We start from the raw sequence: 18,810 nt of genomic DNA on the forward strand, positions 1-18,810 counted from the left end.
CTGGCGTAACGTTATCAGGAACAGCGGGTTGCCCCGGCGATTAACGACGCCGCTCCAGCATGGCGAAAAAGATGACCGTCATGGCGAGCACAATGAGCAGCAATACCAGTGCGGCGGCCGAGCCTTCGTTAATCGACAGGCCGAGGAAGGCCCGACGGTAGGCAAAAAAACTCAGTACCTCGGTGGCGGTACCGGGGCCGCCGCGGGTCAGCACATAAGGCAAATCATAGGTTCGCAGCTCGTTAATCAGCTGGATGACCACGGCGATGGCCGCCACCGGGCGCAGCATCGGCAAGGTAATATACCAAAATTGCTGCCATTGCCTGGCGCCGTCCATTTCGGCGGCCTCGTAAGGTTCACGTGGCAGCGCGGCAAGACCGGCCGCCAGGATCAGCACCACAAAAGACATTTGCTGCCAGACATCAATAAACGCCATGCTCCAGAACGCCAGGGTCGGATTGCCCAACCAGTCCATGCGCGGTAGTCCCCAGGACTCGAACACATGGTTGATAATACCCAGGTTGGGCTGCAGCAACATACGCCAAATCAGCGCAACGCATACCGGCGACATCGCCATCGGGATGGTCAGCAACGCGAAATAAAGCGGCCGGGTCCTGACCACCCGGTTAAGCATCAGAGCAATGCCCAGCCCCGCCAAAAACTCGCCGGTGACGGTAATCAGCGAATATTTAATAGTCAACCAGGCAGCCGCCCAAAATGCCCCATCGTTCAGTACGGCGACAAAGTTGTCGATGCCGGCAAACGGCGCCAGGGCAGGCCGCATCAGGGTAAAGGAAGAGAAAGCCAGGGCGACGGCATACAGCACAGGGAAACCCAGCACGATAGCCAATGCGGTCAAACCCGGTGAGGCAAACGCCCAGCCGGTCAGGCGAAACCGGTCAAACCCGACGCGGTCGGGTTTTGTCTGTCGCAGGGAAGCTGCGGAGGTTTTAGATAGCATCATCAATGACTTCTACTTCTTCATCAGCTTTTCAAGCTGGGCGGCGGATTCCGCCAGCGCCCCGTCAACGGTGCCGCTGCCGCCGGCCACTTGGGAAAGTTGGGTGCCGAGCACATCCTCATACTGGGCGGAATAGGTGAAGATAGGGAAAGATTTGCCGCTGGCGACCACCTGCTGCGCGGTTTGGTAATAGGGGAATTTAGCCAGCACCGCCGGGTCTTGGTAGACATCGGCGCGCACCGGCGCATGGCCCTGCAGCGCGCGCTCGGTTTCGGTTTTTTTACTTTGCACCCATTGGATAAAGGTCCAGGCGGCCTGTTTTTCTTCAGGTGAAACATTATGTGGAATGCCCCATCCCCAGCCGCCGCTTTCACCATGGCCGCCCGGCATCGTCGTCAGCGCCAGTTTACCCGCCACGGCCGGGCATGCCTGCTGGTTGTCCAGTTGCGGCAGCATCCACCAGTAGGTGATCATGCTGAAGGCCTTGCCGCCGCACATCAAACGCATGGTATCGTCGAGGGTGGCGGACAGCGCGCCAGCTTGGGCCCCATGCTGGATGGCATCGACATATAAGGCCAGGGCCTTTTTACCCGCCGGGCTATTGAGCACCACCTTATTATCCTGGTCCAGGTAATCGCCGCCGGCGGCAAACAGATAGTTGGAGAATTCCATGCTGTTGGGATCCCCGCGTTGCCCCTGCATGGCCGCCCCGGCAATACCCTGTTTTTCTTTAATATATTTAATTAACGCGACATAGTCTTGAAGCGTTTGCGGTGGCACCAACGCCTTATTGGCGCTGGCCTGGTATTGCTGCTGTAGCGTTTTATCCGCCAGAATATCAGTGCGATATATCAGCCCCATGGAATAGTTATACATCGGCAAAATAAATAATTTATCTTTGTCGTGGTTGAGCAGTGAAACGGTGGATGGGATAAACGCCGACGTATCAAAATTATCTTTTTTAATGAGCGGGGTGAGATTGGTTAGCCATTGCGCGGCGGGAAATTCACCGGCCCATAGAAAATCCACTTCCAGCAAATTGTAATAACTTTGTGGAGCAATTAATTGTGCTACCAGCTTATCATGCATATCGCCGTAGCCGATCTTTTCAAACTCAACCTTGATACCGCTCTCTTTTTCGAATTGCGGCAGCATTTGCTCGATAATATGAGTCTCAGGGACATCTTCCATCAGGGCGCGCAATACCACCTCTTTTGCCTGCGCTGCCATAACGGTGGACAACATAACCAAACCTGATAAGAATAATATTTTTGTCTTTATTAACATGACCGGCTCCTGTTTCGTCGGATTGATGATTTTCTCTGGTGAAAAAGAACAATGGGCCGTGAGGTTTTAACTATTAAACGCTTATATTATTTAACGCTACCGAACGTCAGGCCCTTGACGATAAAACGCTGGATAAAATGCGATGCGATAATCAGCGGTAAAATGGCCATTACCACCCCCGCCGACACTTTGCCAATCTGTACGCCGTTGGACGTTTGCAACGCGGCCAGCGCCACCGGAATAGTCGAGGTTTGCGGCCCGCTCAGCACCAGGGCGAATAGAAACTCGTTCCACGAAAGAATAAACCCCAGCACCGCGGCGGCGGCCAGGCCCGGCAGCGAAACCGGCAGCACCACGTGGCGGAAGGCGCCCCAGGCGGTGGCGCCGTCGGTCATGGCCGCCCATTCCAGGTCGACTGGTATACCCTCGAAAAAACCCATCAGGATCCAGGTCAGGAACGGCAGGTTCAGCGCGGCGTACACCAGCGTCAACCCGACCAGCGAGTTGGTCAGCCCGAGCGTGCGCAATAGGGCAAACGCCGGCAATACCAGCGCCACCGCCGGCAGCATTTGGGTTGCGAGCATAATAAAGCGCGCCGCCCGTCCGCCGGTCCTGAAACGGGCAAACGCATAACCGGTGGCGGCGGCAAACGGCATCGCCAGAATCACCGAACATATCGAGACAATCAGACTGTTGCGGTAATGAACCAGAAAATTGTTTTTCTCAAGCAGTCCCTGGTAATTTTCCCATGACCAGCCTGGGAACAAATCGGCGCTGTAGGCCATAGGCTCGGGTACCAGACTCGTGCGCAGCGCCCATAACGGCGGCAGTATCACCAGCAGGCAGGAAAGTATCAGCCCAAGATGCAGTGCAATTTTGCGTAACATACCATGCCCTCGGTGTAGCCTAGCTGGCGAGTGGAGGGGAGGCCCGGCGCGGCAGGACATCCCCCGTCAGGCTGTCAAATAAATGCAGTGGGTCGGGGTCCATATAGAGGGTGATGGTACTCCCGGGCGACGGCAGAGTATGCCGGTCAAGCCGCACCACGAACCGGACATCGGCAATGGTGCCGATGACGATGTTCTCCGCCCCCAGGGCTTCCACAGCCGTCACCTTTAACATCACCGGCTGCCAGTTGGCGTTAAGCTGCCGCGCATGGAAATCTTCCGGGCGGATTCCCAGGATCACAGGCTGTCCGTCATAGTGCCGGTAATCCCCCCGCGCGTAATCCGCCACCCGCAGGCGGCAGGTGGCGTTCAGCTCAAGAGATACTCCCTTGGCCCACGCGCGCACCACGCAGGGGATCAGGTTGATGGGCGGTGAGGAAAGAAAACGCGCCACAAAGGTATTGGCCGGGTTGGCGTAAACCTCCAACGGCGTGCCGCTCTGTACCAGGTATCCGTCGCGCATGATGCAGATGCGATCACCCATGGTCATCGCCTCTATCTGGTCGTGGGTGACATACACCATCGTTTTACCCAACCTGCGGTGCAGTTTTATCAGTTCGGTGCGCATTTCGGCGCGCAGTTGCGTATCCAGGTTGGATAAGGGCTCATCCAGCAGAAAAGCCTGCGGTTCCCGCACGATAGCGCGCCCCAGCGCCACCCGCTGCCGCTGGCCGCCGGACAGGGCGCCCGGTTTGCGATGCAGAAGTTGGTCCAGTCCCAGCATGGCGGCGGTTTCGGCGACCTTTTGCCGGATAACGCCGGTCGCGGTGCCGCGCATTTTCAAACCGAAACCCATGTTTTCCGCCACCGTCATATGGGGGTAGAGCGCGTAACTTTGAAATACCACGGCAATATTGCGATCGCGGGGCGCCACATGGTTAACATTTTGGTCATTGATGCGCAGTTCTCCGGAGGTAATGCTTTCCAGGCCGGCAATCATGCGCAGCGTCGTGGATTTGCCGCAGCCGGAGGGGCCGAGAAAGATCACAAACTCACCATCGCGAATCTTCAGGTCGACGTCACGTACGCTGTACTGATTGTTTTGATAGATCTTGGAAACCCGCCGCAGTTCAATAGAAGCCATGGTATTCCCTCTCTTTGACGTTAACGCAAAACCGACCATCATCGGGGCAAACGATTGCTTTTACCGGTGGCGCGCTTTCGCCGGTTGCCTATCGGATCCCGCAGAAGTGTTGTCCGCATCTGATTAGAATGTTTCTTTTTGTTGTATTTATCAGCCGGTATAAACGCCACCGGTGACATTAACACCCTGACCGGTCATAAAGCGGGCGGCGTCCGAGCACAAAAACGCCACCACATCGGCGACATCATCGGGGGTTTCCAGACGTCCCAACGGCGTCTGCGCGATATAATCGGCAATGACCCGTTCCGGCTCGACGGAACGCAGCTCCGCTTCCCATTCCACCTCTCGCGACTGCATCCCCGTTTTAACAAATCCGGGGCACACGGCATTCACCCTAATGCCATGTACCGCCAGTTCACGGGCCAGCGCCTGGGTCCAGCCCAGTACCGCGAATTTACTGGCGGAGTAGTGCGCCAGAAGCGGCGCGCCAACTTTCGCCGCCAGGGAAGCGGTATTGACTATCACCCCCCGGCCCTGGCCGACAAACTGGCGGGCGGCGATCTGATTGGTCAGAAACACCCCGCGCGCATTGACGTCAAAATTAAAATCCCATTCGTCATCGGTGAGTTTTAACGCATGCTGCATCGTAGAAACCCCGGCGTTGGCCGCTAAAATCTCAAAACCGCCAAAAACCTCATTTACCCGGGCAAACCCGGCGGTGACCGATGCGCGGGAGCATACGTCAAGATGAAAACCAAACGTCTCGCCGCCTAATTCCTCGGCGGTGCGTTTCGCCTTTACCTCATCGATATCACCAATGGCGACGCGCACACGCTGCGCGGCCAGCGCGGCGGCGATGGCCCGGCCGATACCGGTGGCGCCGCCCGTGACTACCGCGGCCTTTCCGGCCAGATCGTGATACTGATAGGGACTGGCAATATCATAGCTCATGTTGCTGCTCCTCTAAGTTATCCACTATTATCTACAACAAAATATCGAACAAATCAAAACATAAATATGTTTGATAAAAAAATAATTCTCCGTATTATGTGAATTATTGTTTGATCATAGACAAACCCAAACATTAAGCTGCAATGGATGTCGGAATGAATACCAATAAAGAACAGTTTTCGGCCTATGACGCGAAACCGGAACGCCCCAGGCTTCTGGCACAAGACCGCCATTTACATATCATCGAGACCTTGGCGCAGCAGGGATCCGTTTCGGTTACCGGCATCGCCGCCGAATTGGACGTTTCAGATATGACCATCAGGCGCGATCTCCTCGAGCTGGAGTCGGAAGGGAAACTGGTGCGGATCCACGGCGGGGCGGTGCTGCCGGACCACATTACGCCGGTGGCGATAGACCGCGAAGAACCCAGTTTTGACGCCCGCCTGGTAAAGCATTGCGAGGCAAAGGCCCGCATTGCGGCGATGGCGGCGGATATCGCCTGCGGTTACCGCACCGTGGCGCTGGATGTCGGCACCACCACCTATTTGGTGGCGGAAAGACTACTGGAGCGCCAGCGGATGAAAATTTTCACCAACAGCGTGCGCATTGCCCACCGTATGAGCAGCGGGGCGCCGGATATTTATCTCGCGGGCGGGCATATGCGCGGCGATGAAATGGCCATGGGCGGCCCGGCCGCCATCGCCCAGTTTGAACAGCTGTGGTTTGATGTCGCCTTTATCGGTGTTTCCGGCATTACCGCCGACGGCATTTATGACTACTCCTTTGAGGATGTGGACCTGAAACGGCTTTACCTAAACCGATCGGGTTATACCGTGGTGCTGTGCGATTCATCCAAATTCCAACGCATGTCGCTGGTGAACATCGCCCCGCTCGAGGGTGTGGACATGCTGATTACCGAGAGCTCGCCGCCACCGGCAATTGCCCTGGCGCTCGAGGCAGCCAGGATTAAGGTGGTCATCGCTCCGCCTTTGTCGGCAGGCTGCTGATACGTGGCCCGGGGATACCGGTCCCCGATAACATCGTCTGGAGTGTCCTATGATTTTTGATTTTTTTGGTAATAAAGCCAAGGCGGTTATAGCCATGGCGCATATCGGCGCGCTGCCGGGGTCCCCGCTCTATGATGCCGGCGGCGGCATTGATAAACTGATCGCCGATGTGCTGGCCGATGTGGAAAAGCTACAGGCGGGCGGCGTGGACGCCATCATGTTCGGCAACGAAAATGACCGGCCTTATGTGTTTAACGCGGCATTGGAAGGCGTCGCCGCCATGTCGGCGGTGGTGCAGGCCATTAAACCGGCGCTTAGGGTACCCTTCGGCGTCAACTACCTGTGGGATCCGAATGCCAGCGTCGCCATCGGCGCCGTCACCGGCGCCAGTTTTGTGCGGGAAATTTTTACCGGCGTGTTCGCCTCCGACATGGGCATCTGGCAGCCCGACTGCGCCACCGCGTCCCGGCTGCGCCATAATTTGGGCCGGGACGATATGAAGCTGCTGTTCAATATCAACGCCGAATTCGCCCATTCCCTGGACTGCCGGCCGATTGAGCTGCGCGCGCGCAGCGCGGTATTCTCCTCTCTGGCCGACGCCATTCTGGTTTCCGGCCAGATAACCGGCGAGGCGGCGGATAAATCCCATCTGCGTAAAGTCTGCGAAGCAGTTCCCGACGTGCCGGTATTCGCCAACACTGGCACCACCATCGATAACGTGCGCGACGTGTTAAGCATGGCCAGCGGCGTGGTTATTGGCACGCATTTCAAGGTGGACGGCTATACCTGGAACGCGGTGGACGGTGATCGGGTCAAGCGCTTTATGGATGTGGTGGAAAGCCTGCGTTAATGAACTGACATCGCGACGGCGGCCTGACGGGAGGGCGCATGAACTGCTTACTGGGTATTGATATAGGCACCACGTCCACCATCGGCATGCTGATCCGGCTCCCGGATGACGTATTGGGCTTGGTTTCCCGTCCGGTGCGGCTCTCCTCGCCGCAGCCGGGATGGGCCGAGGAGGATCCTGAACAATGGTGGCGCAACGTCGGCGAAATTTGCCGCGAGCTGCTGGAGAGTAGCGGCATAACCAACACCGATATCGCCTGCATCGGCATCACCGGCATGTTACCGGCCGTGGTGCTACTGGATGGAGAGGGTCGGCTATTGCGCCCCAGCATCCAGCAAAGCGACGGCCGTTGCGGTCGGGAAGTGGCAGAACTTCGCGCCGAACAGGATGAGCAGGCGTTTATCCGCCGTAGCGGCAACGGCATCAACCAGCAGTTGGTCGCCGCCAAGATCCGCTGGATCGAACGCCATGAACCCGCGATCTATCAACGGATCGCCACGGTATTCGGCTCCTATGACTTCATCAACTGGCGGCTGACCGGCGAAAAGGCCATCGAGCAGAACTGGGCGCTGGAAGCGGGTTTTATCGATATCGCCTCCCATAGGCTTGACGACGAACAGATTGCCCTTGCCCATCTGCCAAGATTGGCGGTGCCGCGCCTGGTACGATCCCATGACATCCTGGGCAGGGTATCGCCGGCGGCGACTAAGTCCACCGGCCTGGCGGCGGGCACGCCGGTTATCGGCGGCGCGGCGGATTTTATTGCCTCCGCGCTGGGCGCGGGCGTCACCCGGGAGGGCGACGTGTTGCTGAAATTCGGCGGGTCGGTGGATATATTGACCGCCACCGCCACGGTCAATCCGGATGCGCGCCTTTTTCTTGATTATCATCTGGTGCCGGGTATGTATATGCCGAACGGCTGTATGTCCACCGGCGGCTCGGGACTAAACTGGTTTGCGGAAAATTTTGCCGGCCAGCACCGGCCGGCGGCGGCGCAGGCCGGCCTTTCACTGCATCAATATATCGATAGCCTGGCGCAACAGAAACCGCCGGGGGCCGGCGGGGTGATATGCCTGCCCTATTTCCTGGGCGAAAAGACGCCGCTGCATGATCCGGCGGCGCGCGGCGTATTGTTCGGCCTGACGCTGTCCCACGACGCGGGTCATATCTGGCGCGCGTTATTGGAAGCCTACGCCTTTGCCATCAGGCACCATATCGACACGCTACATGATATCGGGTATCCCACCCGTCGTTATATCGTTTCCGACGGCGGTTCCGGCAGCCGGTTGTGGATGCAAATTGTCGCCGACGTGCTCGGTGAGCCGTTGCAGCGCCTGGAGGGACATCCCGGCTCTTGCCTGGGCGCCGCCTGGACCGCCGCCATTGGAGCGGGTCTAAGCGACGACTGGAACGGCGCCAGCCGGTTTGTGCGTTTCGGCGAGGTCATCCGGCCCAGTGCCGCGGCACGGGATTTTTACCACCAACTGTACCCGCGTTTTCGCGAGCTTTATCAGCAGTGCCGCCCCTTGACCGACGCTGCGCAGACGCGTTAATTTTAGGCGAAAACGGGCGTATGCACGCTCGTTGCATACGCCCGCACCCAGCGCTGGTTTGCCCACCAAAACCACATGCCCCGATCGGTTTGGCCGCTCTTCCCGCCGCCGTGGCTTTACGCCCGCGCCCGGGATTTAAAGCTTTCCAGCATCACCGCGATGATAATGATGGCGCCTTTGACCACCTGTTGGTTATAGCCGGAGATATTCATTAAATTCATCAGATTGGAGATGATACTGAGAATCAGCACGCCGATAATGGTATTGACCACCGTGCCGCGGCCACCCGCCAGGCTGGCGCCGCCCACCACCACCGCCGCGATCACATCCAGTTCGAAGCCGATGGACATCACCGGCGAACCCACGCCGGTACGGGTGGAGGCCAGCACGCCCGCCAGGCCGCAGGCCAGTCCGCTTAGGGCATAGACGGCAAATTTATACCAGTCGACCCGCACACCGGCGAAACGGGTGGCCGTTTCGTTGGACCCGATGGAAATCACCAGCCGGCCGAACACGGTGTACTGATAGACAAAATGGGCAATGATGGCAAATGCGATAAAGACATAGACCGGCAGGGGCAGTCCCAATAAATAGCCGGTGCCGAAATTCACATAAGACACATCGTCGATGAAAATCGGCTGCCCCTTGGCGGCAATCAGCGCCAGGCCGCGCGCAATGGTCATCATGGCGAGCGTGGCGATAAAGGGGGCGATATTAAAAAAGGTCACCAGGCAGCCGGCGGCGGCCCCCACCAGCGTGGCGATGCCCGCGCCCGCCACGATGGCCGGCATCACGCCGATTTCCGGGATCAGCAGCGCGACGGCCACCGATACCAGGGCCATGATCGACCCCACCGATAAATCAATGCCGCCGGTGAGGATAACAAACAGCATGCCGATGGCCGCCAGGCCCAGCGGCACGCTTTGCCTTAGCACATTGGTAATATTTTCCGGGCTGTAAAAGCGATCGGATAAAAAATTGGCCACAATCAACATCACGAAAAATACCAGTAGCGTGGAGTTGTTGGCGAAAAATTTCAGTACTTTGGCTCGCATGGCAAAGCCCGTCGTTTTAGTGGGATTGTTTACCGTTTCCATAATTTTTCCTCATCTACACTAAAGCACGTTTAGGTATGGCGAATCTCATGATGTTTTCCTCGGTAATCTGGGAGCCCTGCAACTCTTTGGTTATCGATCCCTCGCTCATCACATACACCCGGTGGGAGAGGGAGATAACCTCGATCATTTCCGACGAGATAACGATAATGGCGTAGCCTTTCTCGGCCAGTTCATGGATGACGTTGTAAATTTCCACCTTGGCGCCGACGTCGACGCCGCGCGTGGGCTCATCCAGGATCAGCAGATCGCATTCCGTGGCCAGCCATTTGGCGATAACCACCTTTTGCTGATTGCCGCCGCTCAGGCTGGATATCGGGTCCTCGACGGAGCCCAGCTTAATCGCCAGCCGTTGCCGCGACTGTTCGCTGAACGCCCGCTCACTGCGATAATTAATAATACCAAACCTATAACAAACGCGTTTCAGACTGGATAACGTCATATTTTCCCGAATCGGACGGGTTAAAATCGCGCCCTGCTCTTTGCGGCTTTCCGGCACCAGGCCGATGCCCTGGCGCATGGCGTCGGCCGGGTGGCGAATGGTGATTTCCTTGCCGTTTTTCACAATCCGGCCCTTGGTCATGCGGTCCAGGCCGAACAGGCAGCGGGAAATTTCCGTGCGCCCGGATCCGACCAGTCCCGCCAGCCCGACGATTTCCCCTTTCCTGGCGGTCAGGCTGATATCCTTTAACAGCGATTTGGTGGACATGCCGTACACCTCCAGCACCGTTTCGTCCTGGGGAATATTTTTGGTCGGATACAGGTTTTCAAATTTACGCCCCACCATGCTGGAAATGATGTCGTCTTCCGTGCAGGTCTTGGGGTCCAGATCGGTCACCGTCTCGCCATCCTTGATAACCGTAATGGCGTCGGCGATGGCGAATATTTCATCCAGGCGATGGGAGATGTACAAAATGGTGACTCCCTGCCCTTTCAGTAATTTCAGCTGGCTGAATAAAATATCGATTTCCCGGTTCGACAATACCGCCGAGGGTTCATCAAGAATCAATATCTTGACGTCCCGGGCCAGCGATTTGGCAATTTCCACCATCTGCTGGTAGGCGACGCTCAGCGTGCCCAGGCGCGCGGTGGGCGGTATATGGAAACCCAGGTTGGATAATACCCGGCCGGCTTTCTGGTTCATTTTCTTCCAGTTCACCAGTTGGCCACCGAACCCCAGGTCGCCGAGGAAAATATTTTCCGCCACGGTCAGATCCGGCGCCAGCGCCAGTTCCTGGTAGATAATGCCGATATTATTTTCCCGGCTTTGTTTTGGCGTGGTGAAATGCACCTCTTTACCGTTGATATAGATGGTGCCGCTATCCTTGACGTAGATACCGGAGAGGATTTTCATCAGCGTCGATTTACCCGCGCCGTTTTCACCGACGATGGCGTGGATGCTTCCTTTCTTCACCTTCAAATCAATACTCTTTAGCGCATGGACTCCGCCAAAGCTTTTTTTAACCTTTTCGATAACGACTGCATACTGGTCCATGAACATACCTCATATCAGCCCCCCTTGTGGCAAGGGGGGGGAGACGTTAGAAAAGCGATTTAGCATCGTAGACTTGTTTCACGTTATCTTTGGTAATGAGCACGGTGGGGGTGTAAACATAATCCGGGAAGTCTTTATTGCCCGCCTGGTATTTGGCGATAACATCCAGCACGGTATTGGTCAGCGTATTGGGGTTATTGGCCGCCGTCGCCTGCAGGTCGCCGCGTTCAATGGCTTCCAGGCCTTTTTTATAGCCGTCGTGGGCAAACACTTTTACGTCCTGGAGTTTATTGGCGCCTTTTAGCGACAAAATGGCGCCCAGGGCCATATCGTCCATTTCGCTGTAGACGCAGTTGATCTTATTGCCCTGGGCGACAATGATGTCTTCCATGGCTTTCAGGCCGCCCTGTTGATCCCAGTTGCCCCAGCCCTGGCTGACAATGGTCAGGTTGGTTTGGTTATATTTACGCAACTGCGCTTCCATCACGCCGCGAATAAAATTGGTGCGCCTGGCTTCACCCACCAGGTTGCCCTGGTTGCCGCTGATAATGACGCAGTTCATCGGCTTATTGCCAAACTGATCGACCGCGAATTCCCCGATGGCGATATTGTTCTTGGCGTTATTGGCCTGCACGCGGGTGATCACCGGCGCATCCAGTGAAATATCGCTGTCGAGGATAACGGTAGGAATACCCGCGCGTTTAGCGATTTGCGTAATACGCATGCCGGCTTCGGGATCCTGCGGATTGAGCACCAGATAATTAATGCCTTGGGAAATCATATCCTCGACATCGGAAATCTGCTTGTTCAAATCCCCGCGCGCATCGGTGGTGATCAAATCATAGCCCCGTTCCTTGGCATGGATTTTCATATACTCGGTCAGGCCGTTGAAAAAGGCACCATTGAGGGTTCGGTTGGCAAAACCGACTTTGATTTTATCTTCGGCATGGGCCGATATCGCCACCGAGGCCACGGCCAGCAAAAGACCCGCTAATACTTTTTTCATCGATATCCTTCCTTCTGTTTGTTTACGTTAGGGTAGAGGTAACGTCTTTATTGTTCTGTTCAGCGTGCGTGAATGGGGGCGGCCCGCCGGATACGGCGCCCGATCCGGCGGGCCGGGATCATAGCGCCAGTTTCCTGGCGTTCACCTGCTGGCGATAGAACAGCCGGTAGAGCGCCAATCGGTGTTGCAGCTGTTCGGTGCGGTCGGTCCCGGCGGTGAAACGGGTATGGATTGCCGGTTTGCGGCACACGTCCGCCTCGTTGCCGCCCGCCGCCAGCCAGCCCAGCCTGGCCGCGCCAAGCGCGCCGCCGGCCGCGCCGTCGCGATGGGTTACCACCGGGACGGCCACCACGTCGGCTATCAGCTGCGCCCACCACGGGCTGCGGGCGCCGCCGCCTATCAGCGAAAATTGTTCGATATGGCTGCCGGCCTGTTTCATTACCGCCAGGCCGTCGTCGAGACCGAACGCCACGCCTTCCAGCACCGCGTAGCCCAGCGATGCGCGCTCCGTGGAATGCGTCAAGCCATGGAACGATCCGCTGGCGACGGGATCGTTATGCGGGGTACGCTCGCCGGAAAGATAAGGCAGGAAGATCGGCGCCCGCCGCTGTTCCTCAAGACTCAACGCGGCCACCTCCGCCAGCAGGGTGGGTTCGTCGGTATGCAGAATCTGGCATAACCACCGCAGCGCGCTGGCGGCGGTGAGCATGACGCTCATCTGATGCCAGCGGCCCGGCAGGGCATGGCAAAACGCATGCACCGCCGACTGCGGGTTGGGGCGGAAACATTCGTTAACGGCAAAGATCACTCCGGAGGTGCCGAGTGAGATAAACGCATCGCCGGTATTCACCGCGCCGATGCCCACGGCGCTGGCCGCATTGTCGCCGCCGCCGCCGGCTATCACCACCGATGGCGGCAGGCCCCATTCCCGGGCGACATCCGCCTTCAGGGTGGCGGACGGCGCGGAGCCTTCCACCAGCGCCGGCATATGATCCCGGGTCAGGCCGCAGGCGCCGAGCAAGGAATCCGACCAGTCGCGTTTCGCCACATCCAGCCACAGCGTGCCCGCCGCGTCGGACATATCCGACACTTTTTCACCGCTCATCATCAGGCGCAGGTAATCTTTGGGTAACAGTACGGTCTTGACGCGGGCAAAGATCTCCGGCTCATGTTTCGCCACCCACAGCAGCTTAGGCGCGGTAAACCCCGGCATCGCCAGGTTACCGGCTATTTGATGCAGCTCCGGCGCCAGCCGGGTAAGCTGTTCGCACTCCTGCGCGCTGCGGGTGTCATTCCAGAGAATGGCCGGGCGCAGCACGTTATCCCGGGCGTCGAGCAATACCGCGCCATGCATCTGGCCGGAAAGGCCGATGGCGCGAATCCCCGCCCAAAGATCGGTATGCCGCGCGCGCAGGCGGCCGACGGCGCGGTTGGTGGCCGCCCACCACTGCGCGGGATCCTGCTCGGACCACTGCGGATGCGGGCGCTGCACCGTCAGCGGTTCGCCTTCACTGGCGACCAGTTGTCCCTTGTCATCGATAATCACTACTTTGATTTCCGAGGTGCCTAAATCAAGACCGAGATACATATTCGCTCCCCTTCGTTATTGGCTGATGCGGTTACTGAGCGGCGACCTTCGGGGCCTTGGCCAGCGCCCAGGCGTCAAGCCGGGTGATGGTCTCGCGCAGTAATTTTTCAAAATCCTGGTCGGTGGCCAGCGGCCCGAACAGTTTGGCGTCGCGGGCAAAGAGCGCGACGGGGTCGGCCGCGCTGAACATGGCGTGGGTGGCCGCCGCGTCCAGGATGCCGTCCTGGTAGTCGTAAGGCAGTTCGCCGTCATGCCAGCGGCGCATGAAGATAAAAAACAGCGCCGGCAGCACGGCCGTGGCCTTGGGCGGCTGTCCCCGGCGGTAACATTCAATCAGGGTCGGGGTGATCATGCCCGGGATCTTGGAGAAGCCATCGGCGGCGACCCGTTGATTGGTGTCGCGGATATAGGGATTGCTAAAGCGGTCCAGCACCACATCGCGGTATTGCGCCAGGTCCAGCGGGCTTGGCGTCAGCGAGGGGATCACGTCCTGAGTGACATAGTCGTAGGCCATGCGGCGGATATCCGCGGTGCCGGTACTTTCATGGATATAAGACTGGCCGATAAGCGTGCCCGCCCAGGCAATGCAGCTGTGGCTGGCGTTGAGGATGCGGATTTTCGCTTCTTCATAAGGCACCACGGAATCCACCATTTCGACGCCGACATTTTCCAGCGCCGGACGTCCGGCGATAAAATGGTCTTCCACCACCCATTGGATGAAAGACTCGCCCATCACCGGCGCGCGGTCGTCCATGCCCAGATTTTCCTTGACCCGGCCGGCAATATCAGCGGACGGACGGGGCGTGATGCGATCAACCATAGTGTTCGGCGTGGTAGTATTGGCCTGGAACCAGGCCAGCAGATCCTGCTCGCCGCGCAGGGTCAGGAATTCGGTCAGGCCGTCACGGAACCGTTCGCCGTTATGGCGCACATTGTCGCAGCTGAGCAGGGTGACGCCGCCGGTGTCCTGGCTGCGGCGGGTTTGCAGGATGCGCGCGATGGTGCCGTAAATCGTGCGCGCGCCGCCCTTCAGGTCGGCCTGCAGATCCGCGTTGGATTGGTCGAGTTTAAAATGGGTATCCAGGTAATAACCGCCTTCGGTCACGGTAAAGGAGATAACCCGGGTATCGGCGCTCGCGCCCTGCCCGACCAGCGCCGACAGTTGCTCGTCCCAGGGGATGATTTTGCGGATGGAGGTGATTTTTTCATAGCTGCGCTCCCCGGCGGGCGTCACGGTTTCCAGTGCATATTCCCCTTTCTGTGCCGCCAGGATATCCAGCAGTGGGTTGGCGTCGTCGCGGATATTACCCAGCGCAATCGACCAGCGTCCGTCGCCCTGCATCAGCAGACGGTGCAGATACCAGGCTTGGTGCGCGCGGTGGAAAGAACCGGCGCCGATGTGCATCCAGGTAAAGTGTTGTGAAGTGGTCATAATGTATAGTACCTCGCGAAAGGGAGATGAGCATAAGCTCACAAAATGAGTAATTGCCTAGATGGAGAGCTTAATCGAATAATAGCCCATCAAATGAGCTTTAGCTCACAGTTCGCACATGATCGATTTACGCCCTCCATAAATGATGGGTATAGTTCCACCACTGCTAAAAGCTGAGTATGATCAATGGGTAAAATCGACAGGAAATTGGATCAGGCCGCCCGGGCCGCCTGGATGTATTACGTGGCGGGCAAAACACAGCATGAAATCGCCGATGTGCTGGGGGTGTCGCGCCAGGCGGCGCAGCGCCTGGTGGCGCTGGCGTCGGAAAATGGCCTGGTCAGGGTGAATATCACCCATCCGGTGGCTGAATGCACGGCGCTTTCCCAACGGCTGGCCCGGTGTTTTGGCCTGTCGGTATGCCTGGTGGTGCCGTCGGGAGGCATGGATACCGGCAGTATTAACAGCATGATCGCGGTGGCCGGCGCGGAGGTGATGATGCAGTTTCTCGATCAGCCGCAGCCCAGGACCATCGCCGTCGGCTCCGGCCGGGCGCTGCGCGCCACCATTAACGAAATGGCGCCCATCGATCGCCCGCAGCATAGCTGCGTATCGCTTATCGGCGCCATCGCCTCCGACGGCTCCTGTACCCGTTACGATGTGCCGTTATGGATGGCGGAAAAAACCCAGGGTAAATATTTTATCCTGCCGGCGCCGCTGTTCGCCGATAACCTGACGGATAAAGAGCTGTGGTGTAATCACCGTATCTACCGCATGGTGACCGATAAGGCGGCGCAGGCGGATGTCACCTTTATCGGCATCGGCCAGATGAACTACCTTTGCCCGTTGCATAAGGATGGTTTTATCACCACCGACGAAGTCAACCGGCTGACGCAGGCGGGCGTAGTGGCGGAAATCGTCGGCCATTTTATCGGCGCAAACGGCCAGCGGGTGGCAAGCGAAATGGACGATCGCCTGACCAGCGTCGCTATCCAGACACGCCCCGAAAAACCGGTGATCGCCTTTGCCGGCGGCCGGGAAAAGTTCCAGGCTATCCAGGCGGTGCTCAGCGGCGGCTGGATTAACGGCCTGGTAACGGATGAGGATACCGCCGTAAAACTGCTGGCCGCCGCCGAGGCGTGATTCAGGCCGGATGCGGAATACGCAGTTCGAAATAATTACCTACCGCGCTTACCATCTTGCCGAAGGAAACGGTTTGCCAGGCGGTATGCAAGGCGTTGAGGGTCCCGCCGGGCCGTATATCCCGCGCATTACCCGCCGCGCGCAGCAGTTTGCCAAAGGATACGGTGCGCCGGGCGGTATCGGCCGCCTGGCCTATGCGGGTTATTTCCCCCCCGGTGTAAATATCGGCCACCTGCGTCACGCCGCCCAGGGTGCCCCCGGATATCGCCGCCAGCCATTCCGCGGGACCGGCCGCGGGTTCTTCCGATGTCCAGGGTAATAAATACCAGGATTTAGCGGTGTTGATATACTGATTTTGTATATTGCGAATCAAACCCAGCCCGAGGGGAGAAAAAATAAAATCATCGATTAAACGGCCAACTGACGCCCCGGTTTGGCTGCCAGACGCGGCGCCATCGGCAACTTTGCCAAGTTCGTGCTCCGCCAAATCACTGTACCATGCCAAACAGCCCGCCACGGCGGTGCCTACGGCCGCGCCCCATTGTTTAGCCACATTAGCCGTTCCACACATCATCGTATCCATTACGCCAACGGCTTTGCCAATGGGCGCCAACAAAACCTTGGTCAGTTCAGGTTTCCCGATTGTGGCGCAGCAATAACCGGCTATGCCGCCAACGTAGGCGGCGGTTTGCATTCCACGGGTGCTGGCATTGTGGCCAAATGCCGACATCAGAGCCACCGCGCCGCCGGTTTTGGCCTGGGTTTCGGCGGATTTATTTTTGACCACATGAACCGCAGCCTTGGCGAAAGCGCGGGATAAACCCTTGGCCGTTAAACTCACCAGCGCGCCAATGGCAAAACCTACCGCGACGACGATAAGCAAAGGTCCCCCCGCCACACCGACTAAGGTCGCCACGGCGGAGAATAGCGCGGCAGCGGTCATGGCCACGCCCACCACTCTGATGGCCTTGTTAATATTTTTAGCCGTAAATAACGACTTAATGAACATCTTAATGCGCTGGCTTGCCGTGGTTTCGGCGTTAGCGGGTATGGCCTTTATAGCGGTGGTCTTGTGTGCGGTGCCGGGGGCTACCGCCATGGAAGAACCCGCCGCGGCGCGCGCTGCCGCAACACCCGGATTGATAGGCTGAACCGGCAAAGGAAGGAATCCAGACGCACGATGGCCGTTTGGTGCTAACGGGCTTCCCGCCGGCCGGTTACTGACTTTGATGATATGTTGCGGCACGCCCGGCTGTTCATACGCTCCTTCGCTGCGATCATCTAACCGCAGCGCGCCCGACATTCTGTTCACGCCTGTGTTGAACGCATTATTATCCTCGGGACGGTAAAAAGAGTTGTTAGTGATGTTTGTCGTCATAACGAATTCTCCCCTGATTTACCGCCACAAGGTAGCGACCGTCCGCCAAAAAAACTTTCAAATTTAGATGATTTTGAAATTATTTTTTTAAAATCCGTGTTCGCGATCGCATAAGACGATAAACGGACGCGTCGCGCGGCGGATGGGGTTAAATTGATTTTCCCGACCGGACGTAGTACCGTCAAGCCCATAACATGTATCATTCTTTTCCCAAGCGGTCAGCCATGCCAATCATCCAATCCGTTGAACGAGCCCTGCATATTCTGGACCTGTTCGATGAACACGACACCGAACTAAAAATCACCGAAATCAGCAATAAAATGGGCCTGCACAAAAGCACCCTGCACTCCTTGCTTAAAACCCTGCAGGTGCAGGGTTATATCGATCAAAATCATGAAAACGGCAAATACCGTCTGGGCATGAAATTGGTCGAACGGGGAAACCTGGTGGTCAATTCCATTGATATCCGGCAAAAAGCCAGAAGTTTCCTGCTTGAATTATCGATTAAAACCGGCCAGACCACGCATTTGGGTATTCTTGACGGTAAAGAAGGCGTGTATATCGATAAAGTGGAAGGGAAGATGGCGGTAATTTCTTATTCCCGCATCGGGCGCAGGCTGCCGGTGCATGCCACAGCCATCGGCAAAGTGCTGTTATCCTTTCTTAAACCGGCGGATATCCAGGCGTTGCTGGAGAATTACGACTATACCCGGCAAACGCCGCAATCCATTACCGATGAAGGCCGGTTTTTAGCGGAACTGGCCGAGGTGCGCAGCCGGGGATATGCCCTCGATAACCAGGAAAATGAACAGGGAGTAAGATGTATTTCCGTGCCGATATGGAATGTTGAACGCAAGGTTATCGCCGCCATCAGTATCTCTACCTTAATTTCCCGCGTCAGTGATAACGAATTCGATGACTATATCCAATTATTAAAACAGGCCGGGCAGGAATTATCACAGCAATTAGGATATACGGCCGGGAACTGACGGCGACAAGGGTTACCGCGCTCC

The 18,810-nt window shown here is 57.4% G+C and carries 16 protein-coding genes; 5 read left to right on the forward strand and 11 right to left on the reverse strand.

Translation table 11 applies throughout. The annotated features are described in order from the left end of the window. Positions 1–40 precede the first annotated feature (40 nt). From ACL2XM_RS18800 to ACL2XM_RS18820, 5 genes are all read right to left on the reverse strand, one after another. Positions 41–964: a carbohydrate ABC transporter permease gene (locus ACL2XM_RS18800; protein ID WP_410012356.1), complete on the reverse strand. Its 924-nt coding sequence runs from the start codon at positions 962–964 to the stop codon at positions 41–43. A gap of 9 nt (positions 965–973) precedes the next feature. Further along, the gene (locus ACL2XM_RS18805) at positions 974–2,206 is read right to left on the reverse strand and encodes an ABC transporter substrate-binding protein (protein ID WP_410012357.1); all 1,233 of its coding nucleotides are present in this window, start codon (positions 2,204–2,206) and stop codon (positions 974–976) included. Positions 2,207–2,334: 128 nt separating this feature from the next. After that, positions 2,335–3,135, reverse strand: coding sequence for a carbohydrate ABC transporter permease (locus ACL2XM_RS18810; protein ID WP_410012358.1), 801 nt, complete (start codon positions 3,133–3,135; stop codon positions 2,335–2,337). 19 nt (positions 3,136–3,154) lie between these two features. Beyond that, positions 3,155–4,279 (reverse strand): ABC transporter ATP-binding protein, encoded by a 1,125-nt coding sequence (locus tag ACL2XM_RS18815; RefSeq protein WP_410012359.1) that lies wholly within the window; start codon positions 4,277–4,279, stop codon positions 3,155–3,157. A gap of 150 nt (positions 4,280–4,429) precedes the next feature. Next, complete coding sequence (locus ACL2XM_RS18820) at positions 4,430–5,230, reverse strand: SDR family NAD(P)-dependent oxidoreductase (protein ID WP_410012360.1); 801 nt, start codon at positions 5,228–5,230, stop codon at positions 4,430–4,432. Positions 5,231–5,385: 155 nt separating this feature from the next. Here ACL2XM_RS18820 and ACL2XM_RS18825 point away from each other — a divergent pair, with 155 nt between their 5' ends. Genes ACL2XM_RS18825 through ACL2XM_RS18835 form a run of 3 tightly spaced genes read left to right on the forward strand, consistent with a single transcriptional unit; the run spans position 5,386 to position 8,640 of the window. Continuing rightward, the gene (locus ACL2XM_RS18825; protein WP_410012361.1) at positions 5,386–6,237 is read left to right on the forward strand and encodes a DeoR/GlpR family DNA-binding transcription regulator; all 852 of its coding nucleotides are present in this window, start codon (positions 5,386–5,388) and stop codon (positions 6,235–6,237) included. 49 nt (positions 6,238–6,286) lie between these two features. After that, complete coding sequence (locus tag ACL2XM_RS18830; protein ID WP_413731386.1) at positions 6,287–7,087, forward strand: BtpA/SgcQ family protein; 801 nt, start codon at positions 6,287–6,289, stop codon at positions 7,085–7,087. A gap of 38 nt (positions 7,088–7,125) precedes the next feature. Next, positions 7,126–8,640, forward strand: coding sequence for an FGGY-family carbohydrate kinase (locus ACL2XM_RS18835; RefSeq protein ID WP_413731387.1), 1,515 nt, complete (start codon positions 7,126–7,128; stop codon positions 8,638–8,640). A 116-nt stretch (positions 8,641–8,756) separates the two neighbouring features. Here ACL2XM_RS18835 and ACL2XM_RS18840 read toward each other — a convergent pair whose 3' ends face one another. The 5 genes from ACL2XM_RS18840 to dalD form a co-directional block, all read right to left on the reverse strand. After that, positions 8,757–9,695 (reverse strand): ABC transporter permease, encoded by a 939-nt coding sequence (locus ACL2XM_RS18840; protein WP_410016644.1) that lies wholly within the window; start codon positions 9,693–9,695, stop codon positions 8,757–8,759. Between the two features lie 55 nt (positions 9,696–9,750). Then, complete coding sequence (locus tag ACL2XM_RS18845; protein ID WP_413731389.1) at positions 9,751–11,250, reverse strand: sugar ABC transporter ATP-binding protein; 1,500 nt, start codon at positions 11,248–11,250, stop codon at positions 9,751–9,753. Positions 11,251–11,296: 46 nt separating this feature from the next. Further along, entirely contained in the window at positions 11,297–12,256 is a 960-nt protein-coding gene (locus ACL2XM_RS18850) for a substrate-binding domain-containing protein (RefSeq protein WP_331122048.1), read from the reverse strand. A 118-nt stretch (positions 12,257–12,374) separates the two neighbouring features. After that, positions 12,375–13,844 carry a xylulokinase gene (gene xylB / locus ACL2XM_RS18855; RefSeq protein WP_413731391.1) on the reverse strand — a complete coding sequence of 490 codons (1,470 nt, stop codon included), beginning with the start codon at positions 13,842–13,844 and terminating at the stop codon, positions 12,375–12,377. 31 nt (positions 13,845–13,875) lie between these two features. After that, on the reverse strand, positions 13,876–15,276 hold the full coding sequence (dalD, locus tag ACL2XM_RS18860; RefSeq protein ID WP_410012366.1) for a D-arabinitol 4-dehydrogenase: 1,401 nt from the start codon (positions 15,274–15,276) through the stop codon (positions 13,876–13,878). Positions 15,277–15,462: 186 nt separating this feature from the next. Here dalD and ACL2XM_RS18865 point away from each other — a divergent pair, with 186 nt between their 5' ends. Further along, positions 15,463–16,419, forward strand: a complete 957-nt coding sequence (locus tag ACL2XM_RS18865) for a sugar-binding transcriptional regulator (protein ID WP_410012367.1) — start codon at positions 15,463–15,465, stop codon at positions 16,417–16,419. Between the two features lies 1 nt (position 16,420). Here ACL2XM_RS18865 and ACL2XM_RS18870 read toward each other — a convergent pair whose 3' ends face one another. Further along, complete coding sequence (locus ACL2XM_RS18870) at positions 16,421–17,797, reverse strand: hypothetical protein (RefSeq protein ID WP_413727266.1); 1,377 nt, start codon at positions 17,795–17,797, stop codon at positions 16,421–16,423. Positions 17,798–18,021: 224 nt separating this feature from the next. Here ACL2XM_RS18870 and ACL2XM_RS18875 point away from each other — a divergent pair, with 224 nt between their 5' ends. Next, positions 18,022–18,786 carry an IclR family transcriptional regulator gene (locus tag ACL2XM_RS18875; RefSeq protein WP_410012369.1) on the forward strand — a complete coding sequence of 255 codons (765 nt, stop codon included), beginning with the start codon at positions 18,022–18,024 and terminating at the stop codon, positions 18,784–18,786. The last annotated feature ends 24 nt before the right edge of the window (positions 18,787–18,810 follow it).

It is taken from the genome of Sodalis sp. RH20, from assembly GCF_047324205.1.
Lineage (GTDB): Bacteria > Pseudomonadota > Gammaproteobacteria > Enterobacterales > Enterobacteriaceae > Acerihabitans.

Coding starts and splice junctions, on each gene's coding strand:
- ACL2XM_RS18870 (WP_413727266.1), bottom strand. CDS start 17,797: ATGACGACAAACATCACTAACAACTCTTTTTACCGTCCCGAGGATAAT.
- ACL2XM_RS18875 (WP_410012369.1), top strand. CDS start 18,022: ATGCCAATCATCCAATCCGTTGAACGAGCCCTGCATATTCTGGACCTG.
- ACL2XM_RS18825 (WP_410012361.1), top strand. CDS start 5,386: ATGAATACCAATAAAGAACAGTTTTCGGCCTATGACGCGAAACCGGAA.
- ACL2XM_RS18865 (WP_410012367.1), top strand. CDS start 15,463: ATGGGTAAAATCGACAGGAAATTGGATCAGGCCGCCCGGGCCGCCTGG.
- ACL2XM_RS18810 (WP_410012358.1), bottom strand. CDS start 3,135: ATGTTACGCAAAATTGCACTGCATCTTGGGCTGATACTTTCCTGCCTG.
- ACL2XM_RS18845 (WP_413731389.1), bottom strand. CDS start 11,250: ATGGACCAGTATGCAGTCGTTATCGAAAAGGTTAAAAAAAGCTTTGGC.
- xylB (WP_413731391.1), bottom strand. CDS start 13,844: ATGTATCTCGGTCTTGATTTAGGCACCTCGGAAATCAAAGTAGTGATT.
- ACL2XM_RS18820 (WP_410012360.1), bottom strand. CDS start 5,230: ATGAGCTATGATATTGCCAGTCCCTATCAGTATCACGATCTGGCCGGA.
- ACL2XM_RS18830 (WP_413731386.1), top strand. CDS start 6,287: ATGATTTTTGATTTTTTTGGTAATAAAGCCAAGGCGGTTATAGCCATG.
- ACL2XM_RS18805 (WP_410012357.1), bottom strand. CDS start 2,206: ATGTTGTCCACCGTTATGGCAGCGCAGGCAAAAGAGGTGGTATTGCGC.
- ACL2XM_RS18835 (WP_413731387.1), top strand. CDS start 7,126: ATGAACTGCTTACTGGGTATTGATATAGGCACCACGTCCACCATCGGC.
- ACL2XM_RS18850 (WP_331122048.1), bottom strand. CDS start 12,256: ATGAAAAAAGTATTAGCGGGTCTTTTGCTGGCCGTGGCCTCGGTGGCG.
- dalD (WP_410012366.1), bottom strand. CDS start 15,276: ATGACCACTTCACAACACTTTACCTGGATGCACATCGGCGCCGGTTCT.
- ACL2XM_RS18840 (WP_410016644.1), bottom strand. CDS start 9,695: ATGCGAGCCAAAGTACTGAAATTTTTCGCCAACAACTCCACGCTACTG.
- ACL2XM_RS18800 (WP_410012356.1), bottom strand. CDS start 964: ATGATGCTATCTAAAACCTCCGCAGCTTCCCTGCGACAGACAAAACCC.
- ACL2XM_RS18815 (WP_410012359.1), bottom strand. CDS start 4,279: ATGGCTTCTATTGAACTGCGGCGGGTTTCCAAGATCTATCAAAACAAT.